The 25,006-nt window shown below is 67.0% G+C and carries 22 protein-coding genes; 17 read left to right on the forward strand and 5 right to left on the reverse strand.

The features are described from left to right. Window positions 1-6: 6 nt before the first annotated feature. From PGN23_RS17945 to PGN23_RS17960, 4 genes are all read left to right on the forward strand, one after another. Window positions 7-1,005 carry a UDP-glucuronic acid decarboxylase family protein gene (locus PGN23_RS17945; RefSeq protein ID WP_335304464.1) on the forward strand — a complete coding sequence of 333 codons (999 nt, stop codon included), beginning with the start codon at window positions 7-9 and terminating at the stop codon, window positions 1,003-1,005. A 451-nt stretch (window positions 1,006-1,456) separates the two neighbouring features. Beyond that, window positions 1,457-2,416, forward strand: coding sequence for a manganese catalase family protein (locus PGN23_RS17950; RefSeq protein WP_335304466.1), 960 nt, complete (start codon window positions 1,457-1,459; stop codon window positions 2,414-2,416). Between the two features lie 13 nt (window positions 2,417-2,429). Continuing rightward, a complete protein-coding gene (locus PGN23_RS17955; RefSeq protein WP_335304467.1) occupies window positions 2,430-3,035 on the forward strand; it encodes an isochorismatase family cysteine hydrolase in 606 nt (201 codons plus the stop codon). 300 nt (window positions 3,036-3,335) lie between these two features. Next, window positions 3,336-3,599 (forward strand): helix-turn-helix domain-containing protein, encoded by a 264-nt coding sequence (locus PGN23_RS17960; RefSeq protein WP_335304468.1) that lies wholly within the window; start codon window positions 3,336-3,338, stop codon window positions 3,597-3,599. Between the two features lie 44 nt (window positions 3,600-3,643). Here the strand turns inward: PGN23_RS17960 and PGN23_RS17965 are convergent, their stop codons facing one another. Further along, a complete protein-coding gene (locus tag PGN23_RS17965) occupies window positions 3,644-4,087 on the reverse strand; it encodes a hypothetical protein (protein ID WP_335304469.1) in 444 nt (147 codons plus the stop codon). Window positions 4,088-4,214: 127 nt separating this feature from the next. On the opposite strand from PGN23_RS17965, the gene PGN23_RS17970 reads away from it, so the two are divergent. Genes PGN23_RS17970 through PGN23_RS17985 form a run of 4 tightly spaced genes read left to right on the forward strand, consistent with a single transcriptional unit; the run spans window position 4,215 to window position 8,419 of the window. Next, a complete protein-coding gene (locus PGN23_RS17970) occupies window positions 4,215-4,727 on the forward strand; it encodes a DUF4142 domain-containing protein (protein WP_335304646.1) in 513 nt (170 codons plus the stop codon). A 23-nt stretch (window positions 4,728-4,750) separates the two neighbouring features. After that, complete coding sequence (locus PGN23_RS17975) at window positions 4,751-5,605, forward strand: MBL fold metallo-hydrolase (RefSeq protein WP_335304470.1); 855 nt, start codon at window positions 4,751-4,753, stop codon at window positions 5,603-5,605. A 34-nt stretch (window positions 5,606-5,639) separates the two neighbouring features. Further along, complete coding sequence (locus PGN23_RS17980) at window positions 5,640-6,158, forward strand: ferritin-like domain-containing protein (RefSeq protein ID WP_335304471.1); 519 nt, start codon at window positions 5,640-5,642, stop codon at window positions 6,156-6,158. Between the two features lie 11 nt (window positions 6,159-6,169). Then, window positions 6,170-8,419: a hypothetical protein gene (locus tag PGN23_RS17985; protein WP_335304647.1), complete on the forward strand. Its 2,250-nt coding sequence runs from the start codon at window positions 6,170-6,172 to the stop codon at window positions 8,417-8,419. Window positions 8,420-8,444: 25 nt separating this feature from the next. On the opposite strand, the gene PGN23_RS17990 is transcribed toward PGN23_RS17985, so the two are convergent. The 3 genes from PGN23_RS17990 to PGN23_RS18000 are packed head-to-tail and all read right to left on the reverse strand — an operon-like array spanning window position 8,445 to window position 10,941. Beyond that, entirely contained in the window at window positions 8,445-9,209 is a 765-nt protein-coding gene (locus PGN23_RS17990; RefSeq protein ID WP_335304472.1) for an SDR family NAD(P)-dependent oxidoreductase, read from the reverse strand. Further along, window positions 9,209-10,405: a zinc-dependent alcohol dehydrogenase gene (locus tag PGN23_RS17995; protein ID WP_335304473.1), complete on the reverse strand. Its 1,197-nt coding sequence runs from the start codon at window positions 10,403-10,405 to the stop codon at window positions 9,209-9,211. Before PGN23_RS17995 ends, PGN23_RS17990 begins: the two co-directional genes overlap by 1 nt. Further along, window positions 10,402-10,941 (reverse strand): SRPBCC family protein, encoded by a 540-nt coding sequence (locus PGN23_RS18000; RefSeq protein ID WP_335304474.1) that lies wholly within the window; start codon window positions 10,939-10,941, stop codon window positions 10,402-10,404. The genes PGN23_RS17995 and PGN23_RS18000 overlap by 4 nt, the downstream gene beginning before the upstream one ends. A gap of 971 nt (window positions 10,942-11,912) precedes the next feature. Between PGN23_RS18000 and PGN23_RS18005 the strand changes: the two genes are divergently transcribed. From PGN23_RS18005 to PGN23_RS18015, 3 genes are read left to right on the forward strand one after another with little or no spacing between them, the layout of a single operon-like run. Continuing rightward, a complete protein-coding gene (locus PGN23_RS18005) occupies window positions 11,913-14,267 on the forward strand; it encodes a TonB-dependent receptor (protein ID WP_335304475.1) in 2,355 nt (784 codons plus the stop codon). A gap of 24 nt (window positions 14,268-14,291) precedes the next feature. Next, window positions 14,292-15,167, forward strand: a complete 876-nt coding sequence (locus PGN23_RS18010; RefSeq protein ID WP_335304648.1) for an alpha/beta fold hydrolase — start codon at window positions 14,292-14,294, stop codon at window positions 15,165-15,167. A gap of 7 nt (window positions 15,168-15,174) precedes the next feature. Next, on the forward strand, window positions 15,175-15,954 hold the full coding sequence (locus tag PGN23_RS18015; RefSeq protein ID WP_335304476.1) for an SDR family NAD(P)-dependent oxidoreductase: 780 nt from the start codon (window positions 15,175-15,177) through the stop codon (window positions 15,952-15,954). A gap of 4 nt (window positions 15,955-15,958) precedes the next feature. On the opposite strand, the gene PGN23_RS18020 is transcribed toward PGN23_RS18015, so the two are convergent. Further along, window positions 15,959-16,744: an IclR family transcriptional regulator gene (locus tag PGN23_RS18020; RefSeq protein WP_335304477.1), complete on the reverse strand. Its 786-nt coding sequence runs from the start codon at window positions 16,742-16,744 to the stop codon at window positions 15,959-15,961. 128 nt (window positions 16,745-16,872) lie between these two features. Here PGN23_RS18020 and PGN23_RS18025 point away from each other — a divergent pair, with 128 nt between their 5' ends. The 6 genes from PGN23_RS18025 to PGN23_RS18050 all read left to right on the forward strand — a co-directional run bounded on the left by PGN23_RS18025 (window position 16,873) and on the right by PGN23_RS18050 (window position 24,999). Further along, window positions 16,873-17,406 carry a PCC domain-containing protein gene (locus tag PGN23_RS18025; protein ID WP_335304478.1) on the forward strand — a complete coding sequence of 178 codons (534 nt, stop codon included), beginning with the start codon at window positions 16,873-16,875 and terminating at the stop codon, window positions 17,404-17,406. Further along, window positions 17,403-17,744 carry a PCC domain-containing protein gene (locus tag PGN23_RS18030; RefSeq protein ID WP_335304479.1) on the forward strand — a complete coding sequence of 114 codons (342 nt, stop codon included), beginning with the start codon at window positions 17,403-17,405 and terminating at the stop codon, window positions 17,742-17,744. The genes PGN23_RS18025 and PGN23_RS18030 overlap by 4 nt, the downstream gene beginning before the upstream one ends. Further along, the gene (dld, locus tag PGN23_RS18035; RefSeq protein ID WP_335304480.1) at window positions 17,741-19,459 is read left to right on the forward strand and encodes a D-lactate dehydrogenase; all 1,719 of its coding nucleotides are present in this window, start codon (window positions 17,741-17,743) and stop codon (window positions 19,457-19,459) included. Before PGN23_RS18030 ends, dld begins: the two co-directional genes overlap by 4 nt. Beyond that, on the forward strand, window positions 19,456-20,625 hold the full coding sequence (locus tag PGN23_RS18040) for an acetyl-CoA acetyltransferase (protein ID WP_335304481.1): 1,170 nt from the start codon (window positions 19,456-19,458) through the stop codon (window positions 20,623-20,625). The genes dld and PGN23_RS18040 overlap by 4 nt, the downstream gene beginning before the upstream one ends. After that, on the forward strand, window positions 20,622-22,190 hold the full coding sequence (locus PGN23_RS18045; protein ID WP_335304482.1) for an acyl-CoA synthetase: 1,569 nt from the start codon (window positions 20,622-20,624) through the stop codon (window positions 22,188-22,190). The genes PGN23_RS18040 and PGN23_RS18045 overlap by 4 nt, the downstream gene beginning before the upstream one ends. 445 nt (window positions 22,191-22,635) lie before the next feature. Beyond that, window positions 22,636-24,999: a TonB-dependent receptor gene (locus PGN23_RS18050; RefSeq protein WP_335304483.1), complete on the forward strand. Its 2,364-nt coding sequence runs from the start codon at window positions 22,636-22,638 to the stop codon at window positions 24,997-24,999. The last annotated feature ends 7 nt before the right edge of the window (window positions 25,000-25,006 follow it).

A 25,006-nucleotide genomic window follows, 5' to 3' on the forward strand; every position in this document is an offset into this window, starting at 1 on the left:
CCAACCATGGGTCAACAGCCACCGATCGCTCTGGTCGCCGGGGGCGCGGGCTTCATCGGGTCGCATCTGTGCCGCGCGCTGGCCGAGCGCGGGTTCGAGGTGCTGTGCCTCGACAACCTCCAGACCGCGCGCCCCTCCAACCTGCGCGTGCTGGAGGACCTGCCCGGCTTCACCTTCGTCGAGGCCGACATCGTCAACGCGCTGCCCGCCACCGTCATGCGCCACGCGCGGCGTATCACCCGCATCTACAATTGCGCCTGCGCCGCCTCGCCCCCGCAATATCAGGCCGATCCCGAGCATACGATGCTGACCAACGTCGTCGGCACGCACCACCTGCTGCGCCTCGCCGAGCAGAGCGGCGCGCGCTTCCTGCTGACCTCCACCAGCGAAGTCTATGGCGACCCGGAGGTGCATCCGCAGGTGGAGGGCTATCGCGGCTGGGTCAGCTGCACCGGCCCGCGCGCCTGCTATGACGAAGGCAAGCGCGCGGCGGAGGCGATGACCTTCGACTATGCTCGCATGGCGCGCGCGGAGGTGCGCGTCGCGCGCATCTTCAACACCTATGGACCGCACATGCACCCCGATGACGGGCGCGTCGTCTCCAACCTCGTGTGTCAGGCGCTGACCGGCAACGATATCACCGTCTACGGCGACGGCACGCAGACGCGCAGCTTCTGCTACGTCAGCGACATGGTGGAGGGACTGATCCGGCTGATGGAAAGCGACATCGACGGGATGGAGCCGGTCAACCTGGGCAACCCCGACGAATTCACGATCGGCGAACTGCTGGACAAGGTGCTGGCGCTGGTGCCGACCGACGGCCGCGTCATCCACATGGACCTGCCCCAGGACGATCCCCGCCGCCGCCGCCCCGACATCGCCCGCGCGCGGTCGCTGCTGGGTTGGGAACCGAAGGTGCGGATCGACGATGGCCTGCCGCGGACGGCAGCCTGGTTCGCGGAAGAGCTGGGGGTAAGCACTCCGGCGTTGATGGCGGCGGAGTAAGCCCGCGAGAAAACCAGGGGCGGACCGGCATTGGGATCATCTCACCAAAGGCACCGACTGAAAAAGGGGCAATCAGGCACGCCCCCGCCCTCGCAACCCTGCCAGCCCGGTTCGGTACTTCAACTCGTCGCCACGGTCGTCCAGCTGATGTTGTTGATGTACGTCCGCTTTCGCCCGGAAACGTCGGGGGCGTGCTGGTCGAGCGCGGAAACGACATCTGCCACGAGACCGTGCGGCTGCGGTGAAACAGGGTTGGACCGAGCTACGCCGGTGATATTCGCACCCGAAGCACGAGGCGACTCATCGATAGACGAGTTTCCGATAGACCGCCAGCAACCTGCGCTGTTTTGATGAGCAGTTTCTTATCAATAACTTATATGAAGATAATTGTCTCGCCAATTACGAAACTACTTTTTCCGCCACGCGCTGATGGGGCTGAGGAGTCCCGCCAATGTTCATGCACAACAAGCGCCTGCAATACACCGTTCGCGTTGCCGAGCCTAACCCTGCTCTCGGATCATTCATGCTCGAGCAATTCGGCGGACCGGACGGCGAGCTGGCTGCGGCGATGCGTTACTTCACGCAGGGGCTTGGCGAGGACGACCCCGGGCGCAAGGATCTGCTCATCGACATCGCTACCGAAGAACTGAGCCACCTCGAGGTGATCGGCTCGGTCGTCGCGATGCTGATGAAAGGCGCGAAGGCGCAGGTCAGCGAAGGCGCGATGACGGAAGCCGAACTGTACCTGTCGCTCAATCGGGGCGGCAACAGCCATACCCAGGCAATCCTGTACGGCGGCGGGCCGGCGCTGACCAATTCCTCCGGTGTGCCGTGGACTGCGGCGTATATCGACAGCCGCGGCGACCCGACCTGCGACCTGCGCTCGAACATCGCTGCCGAAAGCCGCGCGAAGATCGTCTACGAGCGGCTGATCAACTGTACCGACGACCCCGGGATCAAGGATGCGCTCGGTTTCCTGATGACCCGCGAGATCGCGCACCAGAAGAGCTTCGAGAAGGCGCTCTACGCGATCGAGAACAATTTCCCGCCGGGCAAGCTGCCGGGGATCGCGCCCTATGCCGATACCTACGTCAACACGTCGCAGGGCGAAGGCGACGCCGACGGACCATGGAACAGTGGCGATCAATGGGAGCGGATCGACGACGTGGCCGGAGCGATTCCGGTCGACGGTGGCGACGGCATGGCCAGCGTGCAGCTCGGCGAGGATGACATGGCCGCGTTGACCGCGCTGGCCGGGCGGACCAAATCGCAGACCGGTTCCGACCCGATAACCGGCGCCGATCTGGGGGCTGGCCCCGGTGCCGGTCGAGTGACCGACGGCGATCTCGGCGCGGCTACCGACATGGACGATGCCAAGACCCGAGCCCTCGATCCGACCGCCAGCGAGTGACGGTGCTGCCGGAATGACCGACGCAGCGATCCTCATGATCGACGTGCTCAACACGTTCGATTTTGATGGTGGAGAAGCGCTGGCGGACGCCGCCGACGGCATCGTCGCGCCGATAACCGCGCTGCGCGAGCAAGCCGTGGCAGCCGACGTTCCGGTGATCTATGTCAACGACAATTACGGGCGATGGCGCGATGAGCCGAGCCAGCTGATCGAGGAGCTTTCGAGCGAGCGGAACCGTGGCGCATCGATCGCACGAGCGCTTCGACCGGGAACCGGCGACTATTTCGTTATCAAGCCCGAGTCCTCCGGGTTCTATGCAACGACTCTGCCGGCCTTACTGCCGCGGCTCGGCGTCTCGCGATTGGTGCTCGTGGGGCTGGCGGCGGATATCTGCGTGCTCTTCACCGCCGCCGACGCGCATATGCGGGAATACGATCTGTGGGTGCCGTCTGACGCAGTGGCGGCGCAGGAGCCTGCACGCTGCCGCTGGGCAAGCGAACTCATCTCCAATGGAATGAATGCCGAGACGGCAGCCGTCGGCGACCTGTCGCTCGCTGATTGGCGAGCGCACGAGCCGCGCGTCGCTCCGGGCGGAGCGCGCATGATCAGGTCGACATAGGTTGTCGCGGACGGCACCGACGTCTGCTGGGGTCCACCATCGTTTTGCCGGGAGCTATCGTGTCCGACGATACAGCGAACCGGGGCAGACGGAGGCAGATCCTCGATTTCAAGGTTGCCGGCGATCTGGTCGGATATTCCGATCGGCCAGGGCACGTCGCGCCCGCGACGCTCGTCGCGATCACGCCGGTGCTGACGTGCCCGGCGCCCGATGCTGGCATGCCGTCGCTGCGCGCCGCCTACGCCGCATCGGCCGCCTGCGACGAGATCTACCTTCTCAATCAGATCGCGCGTCGGCCGCATGACGGCGTCAGAGCGATTGGAGGATCTGTTTCTGGAACTGCTCGAAAGGCTGCAACTGGCCGGCTGCACGAGCGATGCCAGCTGCCCGCTGCCACTGACGCAGGAAATCCTGGCCGACGCGCTTGGCCTCACCTCCGTCCACCTCAATCGCGTGCTTCAGAGCGCGCGGCGCGAGAACCGCCTGACGCTGCGCAATGGGGTGCTCGAACTGCTCGATCCGGAGCGTTCCCGTCACCAGGTCCGACGCGTCGCGCGGCGGTAGCGGCCGGACCGCTCGCGCGGGGACGGTGCAATGGTGCCTGGCGATCATTGACGAGGCATTTCGTCCGCGGAGGCTCTTCGTCGCGCGGCGCGGCTAGCGGTGAAGCATGTGCTGCAGGCCGAGATGCCCGGCTCGGCCCGCTTGCCTTTACGCAAAGCGCCGATCAGCGCGGTGTCACGCAGGGCGCCCGCGACGATCGTCTCGCTGTCCCGCTCGGGGTCGTCGAGAATGACGGCGAGCCATATATTGGCATCCCTATGACGCGCGGCATGCGCGATCTTGCGCCGGATGAACGCCCGCAAGGCGTTCCCGGCCATGTCGCTAAACTTCGGCAGGCGCGCACCCCACATGCGCTCAGCGGCATGTCGACGTGAGGCGCCACGATGAGAAGATCGAGCATCGAGGACGTGTTTACCTTCAAGAATACATCGGAGAATTTGCCAACAATTATACTGCATGTCATGATCGAGATTAACAACATATAACATGATCTAATCTAGGTAAGGCGATTTCTTGGTAGCTTTAATGAGACCATATCGTAGCAGCTTTGTTTTCGTGGGGAGACAGCACTCGTTTCGAAGAGTCCTGCACATCACCAGGATAGGAGATTTGACGATGCGGTTTGCTTTGCTCACCTCCCTCACCCTGCCCGTCGTTGCCGCTGCGAAGACTCCGCCTCAGCCGCCACAGGCGAGCTCGCAGGCGGCCGGGTATGTCGCAGCGGCCGGGCGAAGCGACCTTCACGAAATTCGGTCGAGCCAGATTGCCATGAAGAAGGCGAAATCGCCGCAGGTCCGCCGCTATGGGCAAATGCTCGTCACCCATCATCGCGATACGACCGCAGCGACCCTCGCCGCGGCACGCAAGGCCGGTATGAGCCCGCCGCCGCCAGGACTCGATGCGGGCGCTGCCCGCTCGATCTCGGAACTGGATGGCGCCGCTCCGGCAGACCTCGACCGGGTCTATCTCCGCCAGCAGAGCCCCGCGCACCAGGCCGCCTTGTCGCTGCATCAGGCCTATGGGCGCAACGGCGACCAGGCGCCGCTCCGCGCCTCGGCAGAAGCCGCGATACCGATCGTCCAGGCGCACCTCTCCCAGGCGGAGAAACTTTGGACCAACGCGCGCTGATCGCGCGGGCAGCCTTGGCATCGATGCGCATCCACCATCTCAACTGCGGTACCGCCTGTCCGCTCGGCGGCGCGCTCTTCGATGGACGCAGCGTGGGGCCGCTGGGGCATATCGTCTGCCACTGCCTGTTGATTGAGACGCAGGCGCACGGATTGGTACTGGTCGACACGGGCTACGGGCTGCGCGATGTCGATCATCCGCACGCGGTGCCAGGCAAACGGATCCCCATTCCTTGGCGACTGATGCTCAACATCCGTCTGCGCGAGCGCGACACCGCGCTTTTCCAGATCGAGGCGCTGGGCTTTCGCGCGGAGGACGTGCGCCACATCATCCTCACCCATCTCGATTTCGATCATGCCGGCGGGCTGGAGGATTTCCCCGAGGCGACGGTCCACGTCATGCAGCGCGAGTATGACGATGCAACGCGGCCGCAAACAGGTTTCGTCGCGCGTCATCGATGGCGCGCGCGACAATTCGACGATGTGGTGTCGTGGCGGCGCTACGGCGTGCGCGGCGAGCCATGGTTCGGGTTCGACGCGGTACGCGATCTCGACGGCCTGCCACCCGAAATCCTGCTGGTGCCTCTCCCCGGGCATACCTGGGGGCACGCCGGTGTCGCGATCCGCCGTCCCGACGGCCGCTGGCTGCTGCATGCCGGCGATGCCTATTTCTACCGCGGTGAGATGCGCCGCGCGCACCGCCACTGCACGCCAGGCTTCCGCGCCTATCAGCGGCTGATGGAAGTCGATCGCACCAACCGCCTTTCCAACCAACACCGCCTGCGAATCCTGTCCATCGAACAGGCCGGCGCCGTCACCGTCGCCTGCGCTCACGATGCGGTGGAGCTTGAGCGCTGCCAGGCAGGGATGCCGCTGTGAGCCGCCGCCGTTCCCTCGACCAAGGAGAAGTTTCATGACCGATCACGATCGCCGAACGTCGCTGTTCATCGACGGCCTGCGCAATGCCCATGCGATGGAGAAGCAGGCCCTCTCGATCATGACGCCGCAAGTTGCCCGGATCGTCAATTACCCGGAGGTTGCCGATCGCCTGCGCGCGCATATCGACGAGACCGAAGGGCAGATCGCACGGCTCGATGAGGTGCTGAGGGGATTCGACACGAGCGCATCCATGCTCAAGGATACGGGCCTCAGCCTGTCGGGTAGCATGGCGGCGGTGGCGCACAGCGTCGCCGGCGACGAGATCCTCAAGAACAGCTTCGCGAACTACGCATTCGAGCATTTCGAAATCGCCAGCTACAAGGCACTGATCACACTCGGAGAAGATTGCGGGCTCGCCTCGGTATCGATGCTGCAGCAGTCGCTCGACGAGGAACTGCGCATGGCCGCGTGGATCGACGAGACATTGCCGACGGTCACGCGGCGATACGCCGAGCTGTACGCCGGCGAAGGCCCGGGCGAGGCCAAGGCGTAGCTGCGCACGATATGGTGAAGAAGGCAGGCAAGGCGCACGCGGCGAAATCCGGCGGTAGCCGCTCGCCGGGGGCGAGCGGCTATGTCCTGGCGCTGCGTGAGGCGCTTGCCGCCGGCCTTGAGGCGATCGGGACGTTCGAGATCGGCGATTGTCGCGTCGAGATCGCGGCGGGCGACGATTCGATGTGGGCGGTCGTTCGCCGTCCCGGCGGCGGCGGAATCGCGATCCGCGCCGGCCATGCGACCGGCGGCTTTCGCAGGATCCGCAAGCGCAAGGCTGGCGAAGGCGAGGCGCTCCATCTGGTGGCGGAAAGCGCGGCCGGTCGCCATCGCTTCAGCTTCGGGGGGAGCGGCGACGATCTCAGGCGATTGCGCGTCAGGGCGTGGGTGACGCCGACGGCCCCGCTGCTCATCCCGTTCCTTCCGCGCGATCTCTATCCGCTTGATGGCGACGATGACCCAATGGGCGCGACGGGACGGGTGGAAGCGGCGCAGCGCGGTCCGAATACCGGACTGGTCTATCTCACGGTCGAAGAGCCGGCCTTCGGCCACGTGCTCTACGTGCAGGACCTGACGCGCCTCAACGACTATTTCCGCACGACCGAGACGTCGCCGATCGGCCGGGTCGGCGGAGAATGGCCCGAACTCGGATATCTGCCGCCGACCCCGCCGCAGAGCGGCACGCCACCGATCAAGCCGCTGCCCGCTGGCGAAGAGACCGCGATGAGCGACGCGATCATCGTACTGCGAGATTTGGGCGCCACATCCGAACAGGAGAAGGCGCGGCAGTTCGTTCAGATGCTCGGTGAGGCCTATGCGGCGCTCGATCGCCCGCCGATCCTCTTCCGCGACTGGGTGTCGCGCGCAGAGGCAACGCTGCGCGACCTGGACCAGGCGCCAGCGGCAACCTGCACCAGCTATGGCCATCGCTACATCCGCCCCTACACCGGTGCCGAATACCCCGATTCGATGGTGCAGATGACGGTGCTCGCTGCCATCCACGATTTCGCGCGGTGGAGCAGGCAGCCGGAACCGCTCGAGGCAGCCTTCGCCGCCGGCATGGAGCGGTTCTATGACCCTGACCTCAAGACGCTGCGGCGCTATCTGCCCAACGTCGGCGAGGACAAGAATGCGGACGCCGTCGATTCCTGGTATCTCTATCACCCGCTGCGCAATCTGGCCCATCTGGCGCTCGACGGGGAGGATTGGGCCCGTGACCTTTTTCTGCGCTCGGTCGATTACGGCATCCGCGCGGCGCATCATTTCGCCTACGACTGGCCGATCCAGTATGACGTGCGTGACTTCCGCGTCATCACGGCCAAGCGCGGTGACGAGAAGCATGGGCAGACCGATGTCGGCGGCTTCTACGCCTATGTGATGCTGCTGGGCTTCGAACTGACCGGGGAGACGCGCTTCGTCGACGAAGCGCGTGCGGCACTCGACGCCGCGATGGGAATGCGCTTCGAGCTGGAATATCAGGCGAACCTCACCGCGTGGGGCGCTGCAGCCTGTATGCGGCTATGGCGCGTCACAAACCGCGCCGAATATCGCGAGCAGGCCTATGTCTATCTCGCCAGCTTCCTGCACAATTGCGAGATCTGGGAATCGCGCATCGCCGCAGCGGCGCATTACAGCAATTTCTTTGGCACCACCGCGCTGCACGACGCGCCGTACATGGCGATGTACGAATGCTTCGACAGCTTCATGGCGTGGGAACGCTTCCTTCTCGAAAGCGGGCCGGAGCTCGATCCCGCCGCGCGGACGCTGATCGCGGAGTATGGCAAGTATGTGCTCCACCGCGCGTGGTTCTATTATCCCGATGCGCTGCCCGCCGACATCCTGGCGAGGGACATTCGCAACGGGCATATCGATCGGGCGTTATCGTTTCCTGTGGAGGATTTGTATGCCGACGGACAGGCGCCGGGGCAGGTAGGGCAGGAAATCTATGGTGCCGGCGCCGCTCTCGTGCTCGCAAGTCGCGCCTTTCACCGCGTCGACGATGCGCCGTTCCATATCTTCAGCGATCACCTGCTCGCGGCGCAGGAGACGACCGGCGATCGAGCGATCGGCCTGCAACTGACGGGTACGCGCGAGAGCGAGGCGCTGCTCGCGATCGTCCGCCGCGGGCGTCGCCGGCTACCGGCCTGCCACGTCACCATCGGAGACGGTGAGGCGATCCGGCCGACATATGTTGGTCACGACCGGATCGAGTTCCGCTTGCCAGGTGACGCGCACGTCACGCTGAGCTGGAATTCGCCGTGATGCCCGAAGAACAACCGGCGACGGGCTAGCGATCGGCGGATCCCGGCTCGGCCATGCGACGATGCTGTTCGGCAAGCACCGACGCAGGGGTGACATTGGCGAGCACGCCCTGCACCTTCGTCTTCCATCCGGCGAATACCGATGCCTTGCCCCGCATGACTGCGTCCCAGCCGACCTTCGCCACATCGGCGGGATCGCTCTTGTTCGGATCGGTGCCGACGGAGGTATCGAGCATCTCGCCTCGCGCAAAGAATTCGGTGTCGACCGGCCCGGGCATCAGCGTCGACAGCGTCACGCCGTCGGCATCCTTCAATTCGTTGCGCAGCGCCTCGGTGAAGCTATCCACGAACGCCTTCGTCCCGTTGTAGACCGCCTGGAACGACCCGGGAATGTAGCCGGCGACCGATCCGGTCACCAGCACCTTGCCGTCGTTGCGCGCGACCATGTCGGGTATCACCCGCTGCAGCAGGTAGATCGTGCCGGTGATGTTGGTGTCGATCACGTGCCGCCACTTCGACACCTTCTGATCGAGGAACGCGTGCCCCAATCCATGGCCGGCATTGGCGCAGAGCAGGTCGATCTGCCGTCCACCCGCCTTCTCCATCAGCGCGTCGACCCCCTCGATCGTGGAGAGATCGACCTCGATCGTCTCGGCACCCGACGGTGTCTCGTCGTCGAACGGCGTATCGGCGGCGAGCAGCAGCTCGTATCCATCAGCCGCAGCGAGCCTGGCCAGCTCCAGCCCAATCCCGCTCGATGCGCCGGTCACGATGGCGAACTTGCTTGTCATCACGCGCCTCCCACTTGCCGGCCGATGCCGGGCTTCAGCACCACCTTGGTCACATTGTCCTGGTCGTTGAGGAACATGTCGTAGCCCTGCGGCGCCTCCTCGAGATCGAGCCGGTGCGAGATGAGGAACGTCGTGTCGATCTTGCCCTCCATGATCGCGTTGAGCAGCGCGGGCATGTAATGCTGCACGTGGGTCTGCCCCGTCTTCAGCGTCAGCCCCTTCTCCATGAAGGCACCGAGCGGGAACTTGTCGACGAACCCGCCATAGACCGCTGGCATCGAGACGCGCCCACCCTTGCGGCAAGCGAGGATCGCCTGCCGGATCGCATGGATGCGATCGGTGCCGGTGAACGTCGCCGCCTTGATGTGGTCGATCACATTGTCGAAGAACATGCCGTGCGCTTCGAGGCCGACCGCATCGATGACGGCGTCAGGGCCGATCCCGCCGGTCATCTGCTGGAGCGCGTCGTGGATGTCGGCCCCCTCGAAATTCAGCGTCTCGGCGCCGAACTTCTTGGCCAGCGCGAGCCGGCGGGGCCGGTGATCGATCGCGATGACGCGCTCGGCGCCCATCAGGAACGCCGATTGCACCGCGAACAGCCCCACCGGGCCGCAACCCCAGACGGCGATCGTGTCGCCGGGTTCGATCTGTGCGAATTCCGCCGCCTGCCAGCCGGTCGGCAGGATATCCGACAGGAACAGGACCTTGTCGTCGTCTATACCGTCGGGGACGACGATCGGCCCGACGTCGCTGAACGGCACGCGGACATATTCGGCCTGTCCGCCGGCGTAACCGCCGGTCATGTGGCTGTAGCCGAACAGACCGCTCATCGGCTGCCCGTAGACGGTCTGCGCAATATCCTGGTTGTCGGCGGGCAGCCCGTTGTCGCACGCGGAATATTGGTGCTTCTTGCAATGATAGCAGCCACCGCAGCTGATTGTGAAAGGTACGACGACGCGCTGCCCCTTCTTCAGCGTGGATTTCGCCCCGACCTCGACCACCTCGCCCATGAACTCATGGCCCAGGATATCGCCCGACTGCATCGTCGGGATGTAATGATCGTACAGGTGCAGATCGGACCCGCATATCGCGGTCGAGGTAACGCGGATGATCGCATCGCGTGGATTGACGATTTCGGGATCATCGACGGTGTCGACACGAACGTCATGCTTGCCGTGCCAGGTGAGCGCCCTCATGCCATTTCCTCTTCTCGAGCAGCGCGGGTGCGCGCGGCGGTGGCGATCTCGCCGGTTTCCATCAGTTGCTTGAAGCGCCTGAGATCACGTCGCACCTGGATCGCCGGCTCGCGCTGAAACAGCTTGGCGACGACCTTGCCCATGACGCCGCCCGGCGGGTCATAAGCGATCGTCGCGGTGACGACGGTGCCACGCGGGCCAGCGTCGACAAATGTTACTTTGCCCGAATTCGGGATGTCGGCGCCCTCATCGGATTGCCAAGTGAGCCATTTACCTTGCTCTTCGGCAGTGACGGTGGCGTCCCACTCCACCGTCTTGCCCGCCGGCGCCTTGATCACCCAGTGCGAGCGCCTGTCGTCGTACACGTCGATGCGCACGATATTCTCCATGAAAGAGGGCAGGTTCGCAAAATCGCGAAAATGACTGTAGAGTTCTTCTGCCGGGCGACCGATCGTCACGGCAGCCGCGGTAAGGTCACGGTCGCCGCGAAGATCGGTGTGCGTCTCGGGCGGGGCGTCCTGATTCTCAGCTGCCATGCTTCTTCCTTACGGTAATCTTGCGTCGGCAACGTTCGCGGCGCGCTCGGCGATCCGCTCATTAACGCTGCGTAAACGTAGATCAGTCATTTTTCTCTAGGGCGGCTGACGGAATCTCAGGCAACGGGGCGCTGTCAGACCAACTCGGCATCCTCTACGTTAGCGGCATGAGCTGCAGGTCCCAAGGGTATCGTCAGACCAAATGCACCGGCCCGTAAGGTGGTTACAGCGAGGCCGAGGCATGCCCCGCCCGCGCAAGCCCGCCAGCCCCTTTCGTCACTTCAACTCGTCGCCCGAGGTTAGCAGATCATTCTTCGATCCCATGAATGCGTAGCCCGTCGTCGCCCACCTAGACGTGCGGCACCAGCGCGCGCAGATGATCGCCGCCCCCGTCGAGCCGCATTCGTTCGTGCGCAGCCGGTGACAGACCGCCGCCCCTCTTGAGCGTGATCGCTCGCCCGCCGGTGCTCTTCGGCCTCGCTTGAGCGCGGTCGGCGCCGACCCACCACGGGCCGCTCCTTCAGCGCCGGTCGTCAAGTTAGACGACCTTCGCTTCGGTCGAGTCGAAGAGGGGTTTGAGGCACAAGTGCGTTTCGGCGGCGAACCTGCGCGGATCACCATCAGCGGAATCGCTACCTCGATCCGAGCCGACTTTGCACGCCGGCGAGCCCGTCACGGCGAATGCCACCGCGATCCGGGTCTGGCCGGCGGCACAGCGGATGCGCGACGGGGACGATTCCGCTCAGATCGTCGACCGGGAGGCAGGGCGCTGGCGAGACCTCCGCCCAGCCGCGCGACATGGGCGGGTTCATTATCGGGGGCCCGCATTTCAGTAATCGAACCACTTCGGCCACACCGCGTGATGGGAGGATGCAGTCGCAGATGCTTGGCGCATCCTGAGCCTGAGGACGCCAGCGGGCGTCTCCCGATCGTAAATGCGACGGGTCCTTGGAGGGGATTGAAAGATGGGCTTGAAGAGGTCCTTGGCGCTGAGCAGCTGCATCGTCTCGTTGATGGCGGGTCACGCGAGCGCGCAGACCGCACCGGCGGATACCCGGCAGACGGATACGCAACCGCGGGGCGAACCGGCAGGCGCGACGTCAGCCGCCGCGCCGGCGACGCCCGAATCCGACTCCCCGTCCCCCGGCGCGGAGATCGTCGTCACCGCCCGGCGGCGGTCGGAAAGCATCCAGAAGGTGCCGATCTCGATCATCGCGGTTACCGGCGAGACGCTGCGCAACCAGGGCGTCCAGGACCTCAAGCAATTCTCGTCCTTCGCGCCGGGCGTCAGCATCAACAACGGCCGCGCCGACGGCGGCGGCACGACCGCGCAGATCTTCATCCGCGGCGTCGGCCAGAACGACTTCCTCATCCCCAACGAACCGGGCGTCGGCCTCTATGTCGACGACGTGTACGTGGCGAGCTCCAGCGGCGCGCTGAACAGCCTGGGCGACGTCCAGTCGATCGAGGTTCTGCGCGGGCCGCAGGGGACGCTGTACGGCAAGAACACGATCGGCGGTGCGATCCGCATCACGACGGTGAAGCCCGACCTCGACACCTTCAGCGGAAACGCCACGGTGGCGGCGGGCTCGTACAACCGGCTCGACATCACCGCCGGCGTCAACGTGCCGCTCGGCGGCGACGTCGCGCTGCGGCTGTCCGCGATCAGCCGCAACACCGACGACCTGCAGAAGCGCTACCTCAGCCGCGACGGCGACGGGCAGGGCAACATCAATCAGGACGCGGTGCGCGCGGTGCTGCTGTGGAAGCCGTCGAGCACCTTCGACCTGACGCTGTCGGGCGACTATACCCGGATCCGCCAGCACCAGGCCTACGGCGGCAACATCGGCTATGTCGCGGGGGCGAGCCCGCTGGTCGACGTGCTGAACAACGAATATTATCCGACGATCAACGCCGCGCTCGGCCTTCCCGCCAACGCGCGCTTCGATGCGCGCTGGGCGACCGCGCCCGGCGCGGTGGGCGCGACCGGCCCCAACGCGGACCACTATGATGTCTGGGGACTTTCCGCGGTCGCCAACCTCGCCTTGTCGGACGACATCTCGCTCAAGTCGATCACCGCCTTCCGCCGGGTCAAGGGCTTCGCCGGACGCGACGGCGACAGCTCTCCCTATCCGTTGCTGGAGACGGTCAGCTACGACAACAACAAGCAGTTCTCGCAGGAATTCCAGTTGAGCGGTTCGTCCATCGACGACCGGCTCAAGTGGACCACCGGCCTCTATTACATGCACCAGGACCTGGAGAACCGCATCGTCGCGAACCTGTGGTCGGGCCTCGTCACCACCTCGATCCCGATCGACTTCGACGCGCGGTCGCTCAGCCGGTTGAGCGGCAACACCTACGCCGCCTTCGGTCAGGGCACGTTCGACATCACCCCGCGCCTCCATCTGACCGCCGGCCTCCGCTACAATCGCGAGCAGCGCAATTTCCGCAACGACTGGTTCTTCCTGGTCCAGCCGCGGTCCTACACGTGCCCCGGCGTGGACGTGAACGGCGTCTTCATCCGGTGCGAATCGACCGACAACGTGGTGACCCCGGCTGCCTCGCTGTCCTACGATCTCAGCCCGACGAAGCTCGTCTACTTCTCCTACTCGGACGGCTTCAAGGTGGGCGGCTGGACGCCGCGCCTGTTCAGCCAGCAGTCGCTGCGGCGGTATCTCCCGGAACGGCTGAAGGCCTATGAGCTCGGGCTCAAGACGAGCTGGTTCGACCGTCGCCTGGTGTTCAACATCGACGTGTTCCAGAGCGACTATACCAACCTGCAACTTACCACGATCCAGGCGGACAGCACCGGCGCGCCGCAGCCGACGGTACAGAACGCCGGCGCGGCGCGCATCCGCGGCATCGAATCGGACCTGACGATCAACCTCGACGGCGGCACGCGCATCCAGGGCGGGCTCAGCTACCTCGACGGCGAATATCGCCGGCTCGACCCCGGCGTGTCCTTCCCACTCAGCGCCGAGCTGCCGGAGACGCCCAAACTGTCGCTGAGCGCGTCGATCGAACAGCGCATCGAGCTGTCCGCGGGCGGCCGGATCGTCGCGCGGCTCGACGGAACCTATCGGTCGAAGACGTACAAGGAGGCGAACAACGTCGAGGCGATCGCGCAGCGCCCCTATGCCCTGCTGAACGGCCGCGTCTCCTACACGCTGCCGAGCGACAAGGTGACGTTCTCGGGCTATGTGACGAACCTGACCGACAAGCGCTACATCGTCAGCGCGATCGACGTCGCCAGCACCTTCTCGCTCTACGAGGCCTATTTCGGGCGCCCGCGCGAGTTCGGCGGCGAGATCGCCGTTCGCTTCTGACCCGTAAGGATGAAGGGCTTGACCGTGTCGATCGATGCTTCCTCTCCGCCGACGCCCGCGCCCGTCACCGGCTGGCTGACCACCAGCGACGGCGCGCGCATCCCCTATCGCCGGCAGGGGAGCGGGCCCGCGCTCGTCATCGTACCGGGCTGGTCGCAGACCGCGGCGATGTTCCAGCATCAGCTCGACGCGCTGTCCGACCGCTGGACCGTCGTCGTCGCGGACGTACGCGGCCATGGCGAGGCACCCGTGCCGCCCGGCGGGCTGCGCATGGCGCGGCTGGCGCAGGACGTGCGCGAACTGATGGACCATCTGGAGCTGAAGCGCGCGCACCTGCTCGGCTGGTCGATGGGGGCGTCGGTCCTCTATGCCTTCGTCGACCTGTTCGGCACGGACGCCATCGACCGGCTCGTCCTCGTCGACCAGCCCTCGATGCTGCTGCAACTACCCGGCATGGACGAGGAGGAGATCGCCGACGCGGGCGCGATCTTCCCGATCGCCACCCTCTACGACCTGTACGCGGCGCTGAGCGGGCCGGACGGGGAGGCGACGCGTGCCGGCTTCGTCGCCGGAATGGTCACGCCGTCGATCCCGCCCGCGCTCTACGACTGGATCCTCGCAGAGAACGCCAGGACGCCGCCGGCGCTCGCGGCGACGCTGCTGCTCAGCCACGGCACCAACGACTGGCGCGACATCCTCGCCCGGATCGACCGGCCGACGCTGGTGATCGCCGGCAGCGTCAGCCACGTGCCGCCGCGCTCGCAGCGCTACGTCCATTCCCGCATCGCCGGTTCGACCTATCACGAGTTCGGCGCCCATGACGGCGGTGCGCACTTCCCGTTCCTCGAGGCGCCGGACGCGTTCAACGCCGTCCTGCGCACCTTCCTCTCGCCCGAATGACCGCGGCGTGACCGATCGCGGCCCGAGCAGGAGCGAGCGCCTCGCCGGGCGGCTGTGCGTCGTCTTCGGCGGCGGTGCCCCGAACGGCGGCGTCAGCGTCGGCCAGGCGGCCGCGCTCGCCTATGCCGCCGCGGGGGCGGAGGTCGTGGTCGTCGATGCGCGCCACGAGAACGGCCACCGTACCGCGGCGCTGATCGGCGACGCGCTGGTCATCGAGGCGGACGTGACCGACGAGGCGAGCGTCGCGGCGGCGATCGAGCGCACCATCGCCACGCACGGGCGGATCGACGTGCTCCACAACAACGTCGGCGTTCCCATGTCGGGCGATTTCGCCACGCTGACCGGCGAGCAGTGGACGCGCGGCATGGCGCTCAACTGCATCGGCGCCGCGCTGACGACGCGTCACGCGCTCCCGCACCTGATCGAGCGCGGCGGCGCGATCGTGAACGTGTCCAGCATCGCCGCGATCCGTCACACCGGCATGAACTACGCCATCTACAATGCCTCGAAGGCCGCGCTCGATCAGATGACCGTCGCGGTGGCGCTGGAATATGCGGCGGCCGGCATCCGCGCCAACGCCATCCTCCCCGGCCTGCTCGACACCGACATGGGGCGCTCGCTCGCCGATCCCGACGATCTGTCGGCACGCAACCGGCGGAGCCCGACGGGGGCGCAGGGCGATGTATGGGACGTCGCCAACGCCGCCGTCTTCCTCGCCTCGGACGAGGCGCGCTACATCAACGGGCACCTCCTGGTCGTCGACGGGGGGCTTTCCCGCCGCTGCTGAACGGTCAGGCGATCGTCTCCAGCCTGTTGCCGATCAGCAGCGCGCGCTGCTCGATCTTCTCGATCCCCTCGCGCAGCAGCGTGTCGATCAACTGCACCCGCGCCGGTGCGAGCCGGTCGAGCACCGCGGTGACGCTGATGACCGCGATCCCCTGCCCCGCCGGCCCGCGGATCGGGCGCGCGACCGCGCCCATCCCGGCGACCACCTGACCCGCGTAATGGGCATAGCCGCGCCGCTGCGCCGCCTCCACCTGCGCCAGGATCTCGTCGGCGCGGACCGAGTGGAATTTGGATATCTCGATCGCATTGTACTGGATGGCATGGCGGATGTCGGCGTCGCTCATCGTCGAGAGCATGGCGACGCCCCCCGCGCTGACGCCCAGCGGCACGCTTTCACCGACCGTCAGCGTCTGCGCCTTGATCGGATAGCTGCCGGTCGCGCAATCGACGCAGACCGATTCGTAGCGGTTCCGGACCGACAGGAACACGGTATCGCCCGTCTCCCGGGCGATATGCGAGACGATCTCGCGCGCGTGCGCCAGCACGGAGAACCGGCGCGCGGCGATTGCGCCGAGATTGAAGAGATAGACCCCGAGGCGGAACCGCCGGCTTTCGGTATCGCGATCGACCAGCCCGATCCGGCCCAGCGAGACGAGCGCGCGATAGGCGGTCGCCTTGTCGAAGCCGGTGGCGGTGGCGATCTGGCCCGACGTCATGCCCTCCTCCGGCCCGCGTTCGAGCGCCCGCAGGATGTCGCCCACCCGCTCGATCGTCTTCGACCCGCCTTCCATTCCTCCCCCCGTTTCAATTATCGAAATCGGAAAGCGGATAGTTATCCAAAAGTCCCCGATCGACAAGCGCGACCGTTCGACGCCTCCGGCGAAATGCTAATCCCCTCGCAACGACGACGAGAGGATCCATGCGAGGCGCGCGCACATCGAAGCTGAGGACCGTCCTGCATCCCGGTGCGCCGCTCGACGCGCGGGCGCGGAGCGTCGCGGTCGAGACGTCGCCGACCGTCGGCATGACCGTGCCGGCCGGACGCGACCTGTTCGGCGCCGTCCATGAGCGGCTGGACATGCTCGGCGCGCCGGGCGGCTCCTTCGTCCTGACGCGCGGGAGCGTCGATCGGCTCAGGTTGATGACGGGCGGCGCGGGGAGCGACGGGCTGCCGATGGGGTTCCATGGACCTCATGCGCTGGCGGCGCCGCTCCGCATCGTGGCCGGTGCGGCCGGCTCCGGCATCGACGAGGCGGGCGCGCGGTTCACCCACTGCCATGCCGCGTTCCGCGACCGGGACGGCCGCCTCGTCGGCGGACACCTGATCCCCGGCGAGACCATCGCCGGTGCCGATGGGATCGACCTCGACCTTGTCGCCCTCGTGCACGGCCGGTTCCGCCGCCAGGTCGATCCCGAAACCCGCTTCAGCATCTTCCACCCGGAACCCGCATGAGCGCGATCCTTCTGAAATTGCAGCCCAACCAGGACGTGACCGAAGCGCTGGAGACCGCGGTCCGGGATGCCGGCATGGAGCGCGCGCGCATCGTCGCTGCGGTCGGCAGTCTGGTCGAGGCCGTCGTCCAGAGCCCGAAAGGCCTGGAGGTGGTGCCCGGGCCGGCGATCGAGGTCGCGGCGCTGACGGGAGAGGTGTGCGCGAACGGGTGCTCGCGGCTGCACGGCTACATGATCCGGCAGGATACCGGCGTCGTACATGGCGATCTGGTGCGCGGCCGCAACGCCGTGGGCGTGACGTTCGAACTGCTGCTGACGTCGATGGACGGCGCACGGTGACGGACGGTCTCGTCCCGGCGCTTCGGACGATCGTCGGTCGACGGCACGTCCTGACGACGCCGGGCGCGACGCGCGTCTATCGGCTGGGCTTCCGGGAAGAGCCCGGCCCCGCAAGACAAAAGGCACCGGGCGTGGTCGCCGTCGTCAGGCCGGGAAGCCTGGTCGAACTGTGGCGGACGCTGATGCTGCTCCTCGCCCATGACGTCGCCGTCATCGTGCAGGCCGCCAATACCGGCTTGACCGGGGGCTCCACGCCGGACGAGCGGATCGACCGCCCCGTCGTGATCGTCAGCACGATGCGGCTGCACGGCATCCACCTCGTCGCCGATGGCCGGCAGGTCGTCTGCCTGCCCGGCGCGACGCTGCACCAGCTGGAACGGGCGGTCCGCGCGATCGGGCGCGAGCCGCATTCGGTGATCGGATCGTCCTGCTTCGGTGCGTCGGTGGTCGGCGGGATCTGCAACAATTCCGGCGGATCGCTGGTGCGCCGCGGCCCCGCCTATACCGAAGCCGCATTGTTCGCGCGCGTCGACGCCGATGGGCGGATGACGCTGGTGAACCGGCTGGGCATCGCGCTCGGCGACGATCCCGAGACCATGCTCGCGCGGCTGGAGCGGGGCGAGTGGGACGCATCCGTCACCGCCGCACATCTGTCCGATCCCGATTACGCCAGCCACGTCCGCGCCGTCGAGGAGGCGACGCCGGCGCGGTTCAACGCGGACGCCAGGCGCCTCCACGACGCCTCGGGCAGCGCCGGCCGCGTCGTCGTCTTCGCCGTCCGGCTCGACACGTTCGCGCAGGAGAAGGCGGGCGGCTCCTTCTACGTCGGCACCAACGATCCGGACGACCTCGCCGCGCTGCGCCGGACGCTGCTGTCCGCCGAGATGCCGCTTCCCATCTCGGCCGAATACATCCACCGCGACGCCTTCGACATCGCCGACCTGTACGGGCGCGACACCTTCATGGCGATCCGACATCTGGGCACCGGCCGCCTGCCGTGGCTGTTCGCCGCCAAGGCCCGCGTCGACGCGTGGGGCATGGCGGTCGGTGTCCGCGACCTCGCCGATCGCGTCCTGCAACGGGTGGGCCGGTTGCTTCCCGACCATCTGCCCGCGCGGATGCGGACATGGCGTGATCGCTACGAACACCATCTCATCCTGACGGTCGATGCCGCCTCGCTCGACGCGACCCGCTCCATCCTGTCGGCGCGCTGGCCGTCGGCAAGCGGGGATTTCTTCCTCTGCGACGCGGACGAGGCGGCTCGCGCCACCCTGCACCGCTTCGTCACCGCCGGTGCCGCCGTTCGCTACCGCGCGGTCCATCGCGCGACGACGTCCGGGATCGTCGCGCTCGACGTCGCCCTGCCCCGCAACGCCGTCGACTGGTGCGCGCCGCTTCCTCCGGAACTGACCGGGGCGGTCGTCGCGGTACTGCGCTACGGCCACTTTCTCTGCCATGTCTTCCACCGCGACTATGTCACCGCACGAGGGGCCGATCCCGCGGCGATCAAGTCGGCGCTGTTGCGCGAGCTCGATGCGGAAGGGGCCGAATATCCCGCCGAGCACAACGTCGGGCGCCAGTACCTCGCCAGGCCCGAGCTTGCATCCTTCTACCGCGCGCTGGACCCGACCAACCGGCTGAACCCCGGCATCGGGCTGACCTCGACCCAGCCCTTCTGGGGCCGGACCGCACAATCCAATGGAGACAATCAATGACGGACGCCGCGATCGTGGGTTGGGCGCATACGCCGTTCGGCAAGCTGGACATGCCCGACGTGGAGACCCTGATCGCCGCGGTCGCGCGTCCGGCGCTCGACCACGCCGGCGTGCCGGTCGGGATGGTCGACGGGATCTTCGTGGGCGCGTTCAATCAGGGCTTCTCCAGGCAGGGCTTCGAGGGCGCCCAGGTCGCCCTCACCATGCCCGAGCTCGCGCACGTTCCCGCCGTCCGGGTCGAGAACGCCTGCGCGACGGGCTCCGCCGCGATCCATGCCGCGCTCGACTTCATCGCGGCCGGGCGCGGTCGCGTCGCGCTGGTGGTGGGCGCGGAGAAGATGACCGCGGTGCCGACATCCGTCGCCGGCGACATCCTGCTCGGCGCGAGCTACCGTGCGGAGGAAGCGGCGGTCGACGGCGGCTTCGCCGGGCTGTTCGGCCGGATCGCCTCGCACTATTTCCAGCGCCATGGCGACCGCAGCGAGGAGCTGGCGCTGATCGCCGCGAAGAACCACGCCAACGGCGTCGCCAACCCTTACGCGCAGATGCGCAGGGACCTGGGGTTCGACTTCTGCAACACGGTGTCCGATCGGAACCCGTTCGTGGCGCCGCCGCTGCGACGGACGGACTGCTCGCTGATCTCGGACGGTGCCGCCGCGCTCGTCATCGCCTCGCGCGATGTCGCCGCCGACCTCGCGCGAGAGATCGGGTTCCGGGCCCGCGTCCAGGCCAACGACCACCTGCCGCTGTCGCGCCGCGATCCGATCGCCTTCGACGGCGCGCGCCGGGCGTGGCGGTCGGCGCTCGACGCCGCGTCGCTGACCCTCGACGACCTCCACCTCGTGGAGACGCACGACTGTTTCACGATCGCGGAACTGATCGAATATGAGGCGATGGGGCTGGCGGCACCGGGGGAGGGCCACCGCGTCGTCCGCGAAGGATGGGCGCGGCGCGACGGCCGCCTGCCCGTCAACGCCTCGGGCGGATTGAAGTCGAAGGGCCATCCCATCGGGGCGACGGGCGTCTCGCAACACGTCATGGCCTGCCTGCAACTGGCCGGCGAGGCGGGCGATATGCAGCTTCGCGATCCCGCACTCGCGGGCGTCTTCAACATGGGCGGCGCGGCGGTCGCCAATTACGTCTCGATCCTGGAGCGGCGGCGATGAGGCGCGCGTCGAACCGGGTCATGAACCTGGCGCATATGCTCCGCCAGGCGGCGCGCCGGCATCCCGCCGACATCGCCCTCGTCCACGGCGACCGGACGCTCGGCTGGGCCGAACTCGACGCCCGCGTCGATGCCTTCGCGCACGTGCTGGGCGAATGCGGGATCGGCAAGGGCGATCGCGTGCTCGTCCAGTCGCGCAATTCGCATCAGCTGGTGGAGACGATGTTCGCCTGCTTCCGCGCCGGCGCGGTCTGGGTGCCGACCAACTTTCGTCAGACCCCGGCCGAGATCGCGTGGCTCGCCGCGTCCAGCGGCGCCCGCCTGATGGTGTGCGATGCCGCCTTTCCCGATCATGCCGCGGCCTGCGCGATCCCCACCGTCATCACCATCGGCTCGGGCGGCGAGGCCGATTACGACGCGCTGGTGGCGGCCCATCTCGGGCGCGCATTCCGCGACGCCGATGTCGAGCACGACGATCCCTGCTGGTTCTTCTACACCTCGGGCACGACCGGGCGGCCGAAGGCGGCGGTGCTGACCCACGGGCAGATGGCGTTCGTGGTCACCAACCACCTGTGCGACCTGATGCCCGGCACGTCCCAACGCGACGCGTCGCTGGTCGTCGCGCCCTTGACGCACGGCGCGGGCGTGCACCTCCTCACGCAGGTCGCGCGTGCGGCGAAGACGGTGCTGCCGATCGGCGACCGCTTCGATGCCGGGCAGGCGTGGGCGCTCGTCGAACGGTGGCGGATCACCAACATGTTCACCGTACCGACGATCCTGAAGCTGCTGGTCGAGCATCCGTCGATCGCGGCGCACGACCATGGCTCGCTCCGCCACGTCGTCTATGCCGGCGCGCCGATGTATCGTGCGGATCAGAAGCGCGCGCTCGCCGCGCTCGGACCCGTCCTCGTCCAGTATTTCGGCCTCGGCGAGGTCACCGGGGCGATCACGGTGCTGCGTCCCGAGGATCACCATGCGGAGGATGGGCCGGGGGTGAAGCTTTCCACCTGCGGACGGGAGCGCACGGGGATGCAGGTGTCGATCCAGGACGATCGGGGCATCGAGATGGCGGCCGGCGAGACCGGCGAGATCTGCGTGTGCGGCCCGGCGGTCTTCGCCGGCTACCACGACAATGACGAGGCCAACGCGAAGGCCTTCCGCGACGGCTGGTTCCGGACCGGCGACCTGGGCCACCTCGACGCCGAGGGGGACCTGTTCATCACCGGCCGCGCGTCCGACATGTACATCTCGGGCGGATCGAACGTCTATCCGCGCGAGATCGAGGAGACGATCCTCGTGCACGACGCGGTCGACGAGGTCGCGGTCGTCGGAATGCCGGACCCCGTGTGGGGAGAGGTCGGGGTCGCCGTCTGCGTCCTTCGTCCGGGCGCCGTCCTCGCCGACGCCGAGCTGATCGACTGGCTGAAGAGCCGGATCGCGTCCTACAAGCTCCCCCGACGCATCCTCTTCTGGGACGAGCTTCCCAAATCCGCCTACGGCAAGATCACCAAGGCGGCTGTCAGGCACGCCATCGCCGAGCGCGGTGAGGTCGATACGGCTGCCTAGCTGACGGGAGCGGACGCCGACGGCGTTTCGGGCCGGGGCAAAGCGTCCCGAGCGAAGCCGGATTGCCGATCGACGATTGTCGCCGACGGCGCGCGCCCGCCCGGACAAGCGCGGGCGATGGTCGCGACAACCAAAACTATCTTCGCGTTTAATCCCTATGCGATCAGTATAAATTCAACGGTCGCACAGCGGCCCGCGGCTTTTGATGGGATCAGCTTGCTCCGCGTGACCAACGGCTAAAGCGCACCCGTGCTGTCGGCATGACAGGACGCGTGTTCCCGCGGACCACGGGAGACTCTGATGCACCTCGACCCCGGCTGACGCTCTTCTCACCTGACTGATGCCCGCCCACCCGCGCGCGCCGTGCACCACCATTCGCGGCGATGGGAGGGCGCGCGTCCGACGCATTCGACGAAACAACGATGATCGGGGGAAATCCGACACGATGACTCATGCCTTCTTCGCGGCCCTGCTGGCCGGCACCGCACCTGTCGCCACGCCCGCCGAACCCGCCGTCTCCGCCCCGGTAGCGGACGAGGCGCCCGCGGGCGACATCCTCGTCACCGCGCGCCGCCGCACCGAAAGCGTCCAGGACGTCCCCGTCGCGATCAGCGTGCTGGGCGGCGAGGCGCTGGAGCAGAAGGGCGCCTACCAGCTTCAGCAGATCTATCAGGAGGTGCCGAGCCTCACCGTCTACACGTCCAACCCGCGCAACGTCACGATCAACATCCGCGGCCTGGGCTCCAACGTCGCGACCGCCAACAACGGGCTCGATCTGGGCGTCGGCTTCTACGTCGACGACGTCTATTACGCGCGCGTCGGCCAGTCCGGCTTCGACCTCGTCGACCTCGACCGGATCGAGATCCTGCGCGGGCCGCAGGGCACCTTGTTCGGGCGCAACACCACCGCCGGTGCGATCGTCGTGTCGACCAGGAAGCCGACCTTCGAGACGGAAGCCTCCGGCGACGTCACCATCGGCAACTTCGGGCTGTTCCAGGGACGCGGCAGCGTGTCGGGCGCGATCGGCGACAAGGTGGCCGGGCGACTGTCGTTCGAGGCGACACGCCGCGACGGCTTCCTCTACAACACCTATCAGAAGCGCCGCGTCCACGATTTCCAGAATTATTCGGTCCGCGGGCAGCTGCTCTTCACCCCCGGCGACGACCTGACCGTGCGTTTCATCGGCGATTATGCCGAACAGCAGCAGAATTGCTGCGTCCCGATCCTGCTCGGTACGCTGACCAACTACGACAATGGCGCCGCCATTCCCTACAATTACGCGCAGCGCACCGCGCAATTCGGCTACAATCCGCCGCTAGGCGACCCCAGGGACCGCATCACCGACAGCGACTGGCTCGGCCCGATCCGCATGAAACAGGGCGGCGTGCAGGCAAATGTCGAGTGGGACCTGGGCCCTGCCACGCTCACGTCGGTCACCGCCTTCCGCTTCTGGCACTGGACCCCGCGCAACGACCCCGATTACTCCGCACTCAACATCTCGCTGGAGGGCAATCAGTACGACCGCCAGCGCCAGGTCAGCCAGGAGCTGCGCCTCGCCTCCAACGGAAAGCGCACGATCGACTGGGTCGTCGGGCTCTACGCCTTCCATCAATCGATCAACGGCTGGTTCCGCAACGAATATGGCCGCGATGCGGGCGAGTTCCTGATCGCGCCGGGCACCGCGGGGCTCACCCCGGCGCAGCGTCGCGCGACGCTGGAGGGCACCTTCACCTACGCCCCGTCGAAGCCGGAGACCGACAGCTACGCCGCGTTCGGGCAAGGCGTCTGGCATCTGACCCCCGCGATCGATCTGACCGTGGGCCTGCGCTACACCCAGGAGCGCAAATACGGCTTCTACGAGCAGGTGCGCGGCGGCGGCTCGCCGCTGTCGACGCTGAGCCCCGCGCAGATCGCGCTGCGCAACGCCTACACCCCCGTCTATGCGCGCTACACGCTTGACCGCAGCTGGGGCGATGCGTCGGGCCTGGTCAGCCTGTCGGGAAGACTGGGCGCGGACGCGCTCGTCTATGTCACCTACGCGCGTGGCCAGAAATCGGGCGGGTTGAACTTCGCCACGCTACCGCTCGCATCGGACGGCACGCCGCTGCTGGACCTGGCCGTGGTCGCGCCCGAGAAGGTCGACAATTACGAGGTCGGATGGAAGAGCGAGTGGTTCGAGCGCCGCCTGACCGCCAACCTGTCCGCATTCCTCACCGACGTCAGCAACTATCAATCGACCATCGTCGACGCGAGCGTGGTCCCGCCGCGCGCCTACATCGCCAACGTCGGCGACGTTCGCTCCTACGGCGTGGAGGGCGAATTGCGCGCGCGCCCGATCGACGGACTGTCGCTCTACGCCAGCGCGACGTGGAATCCGGCCGAGTACCGCCGCTACACCAACGCACAATGCCCGTTCGAACAGCGCGCACCGGGGCAGCCGACCGTCTGCGACCTGTCGGGCCGGCAGCTGCCCGCCGCGCCGCGCTGGGCATGGTCCGCGGGCGGCAGCTACGACGTGCCGGTCAACGACCGGGTCACCGCCTTCGCCGGCGCGGACTATGCGTTCCGCTCGTCCTTCTACACCAGCTACAATCTCAGCCGCTTTTCGCTGGTCGACGGGTTCGGCCTCGCCAATGCGCGCGTCGGGGTACGAAGCGCGGACGGCAAGTGGGAAGCGTCGCTGTGGGCGCGCAACCTGTTCGACACGCTCACTTATTACACCAGGGGCATCAGCGAGAACGGTGCCGTCTTCTTCGGGCTGACGGGCGATCCGCGCACCGTCGGCCTCACCCTGCGCACGCGCCTGTAACTTTCGG

The sequence above is a fragment of the Sphingomonas adhaesiva genome (genome assembly GCF_036946125.1).
Lineage (GTDB): Bacteria > Pseudomonadota > Alphaproteobacteria > Sphingomonadales > Sphingomonadaceae > Sphingomonas > Sphingomonas adhaesiva_A.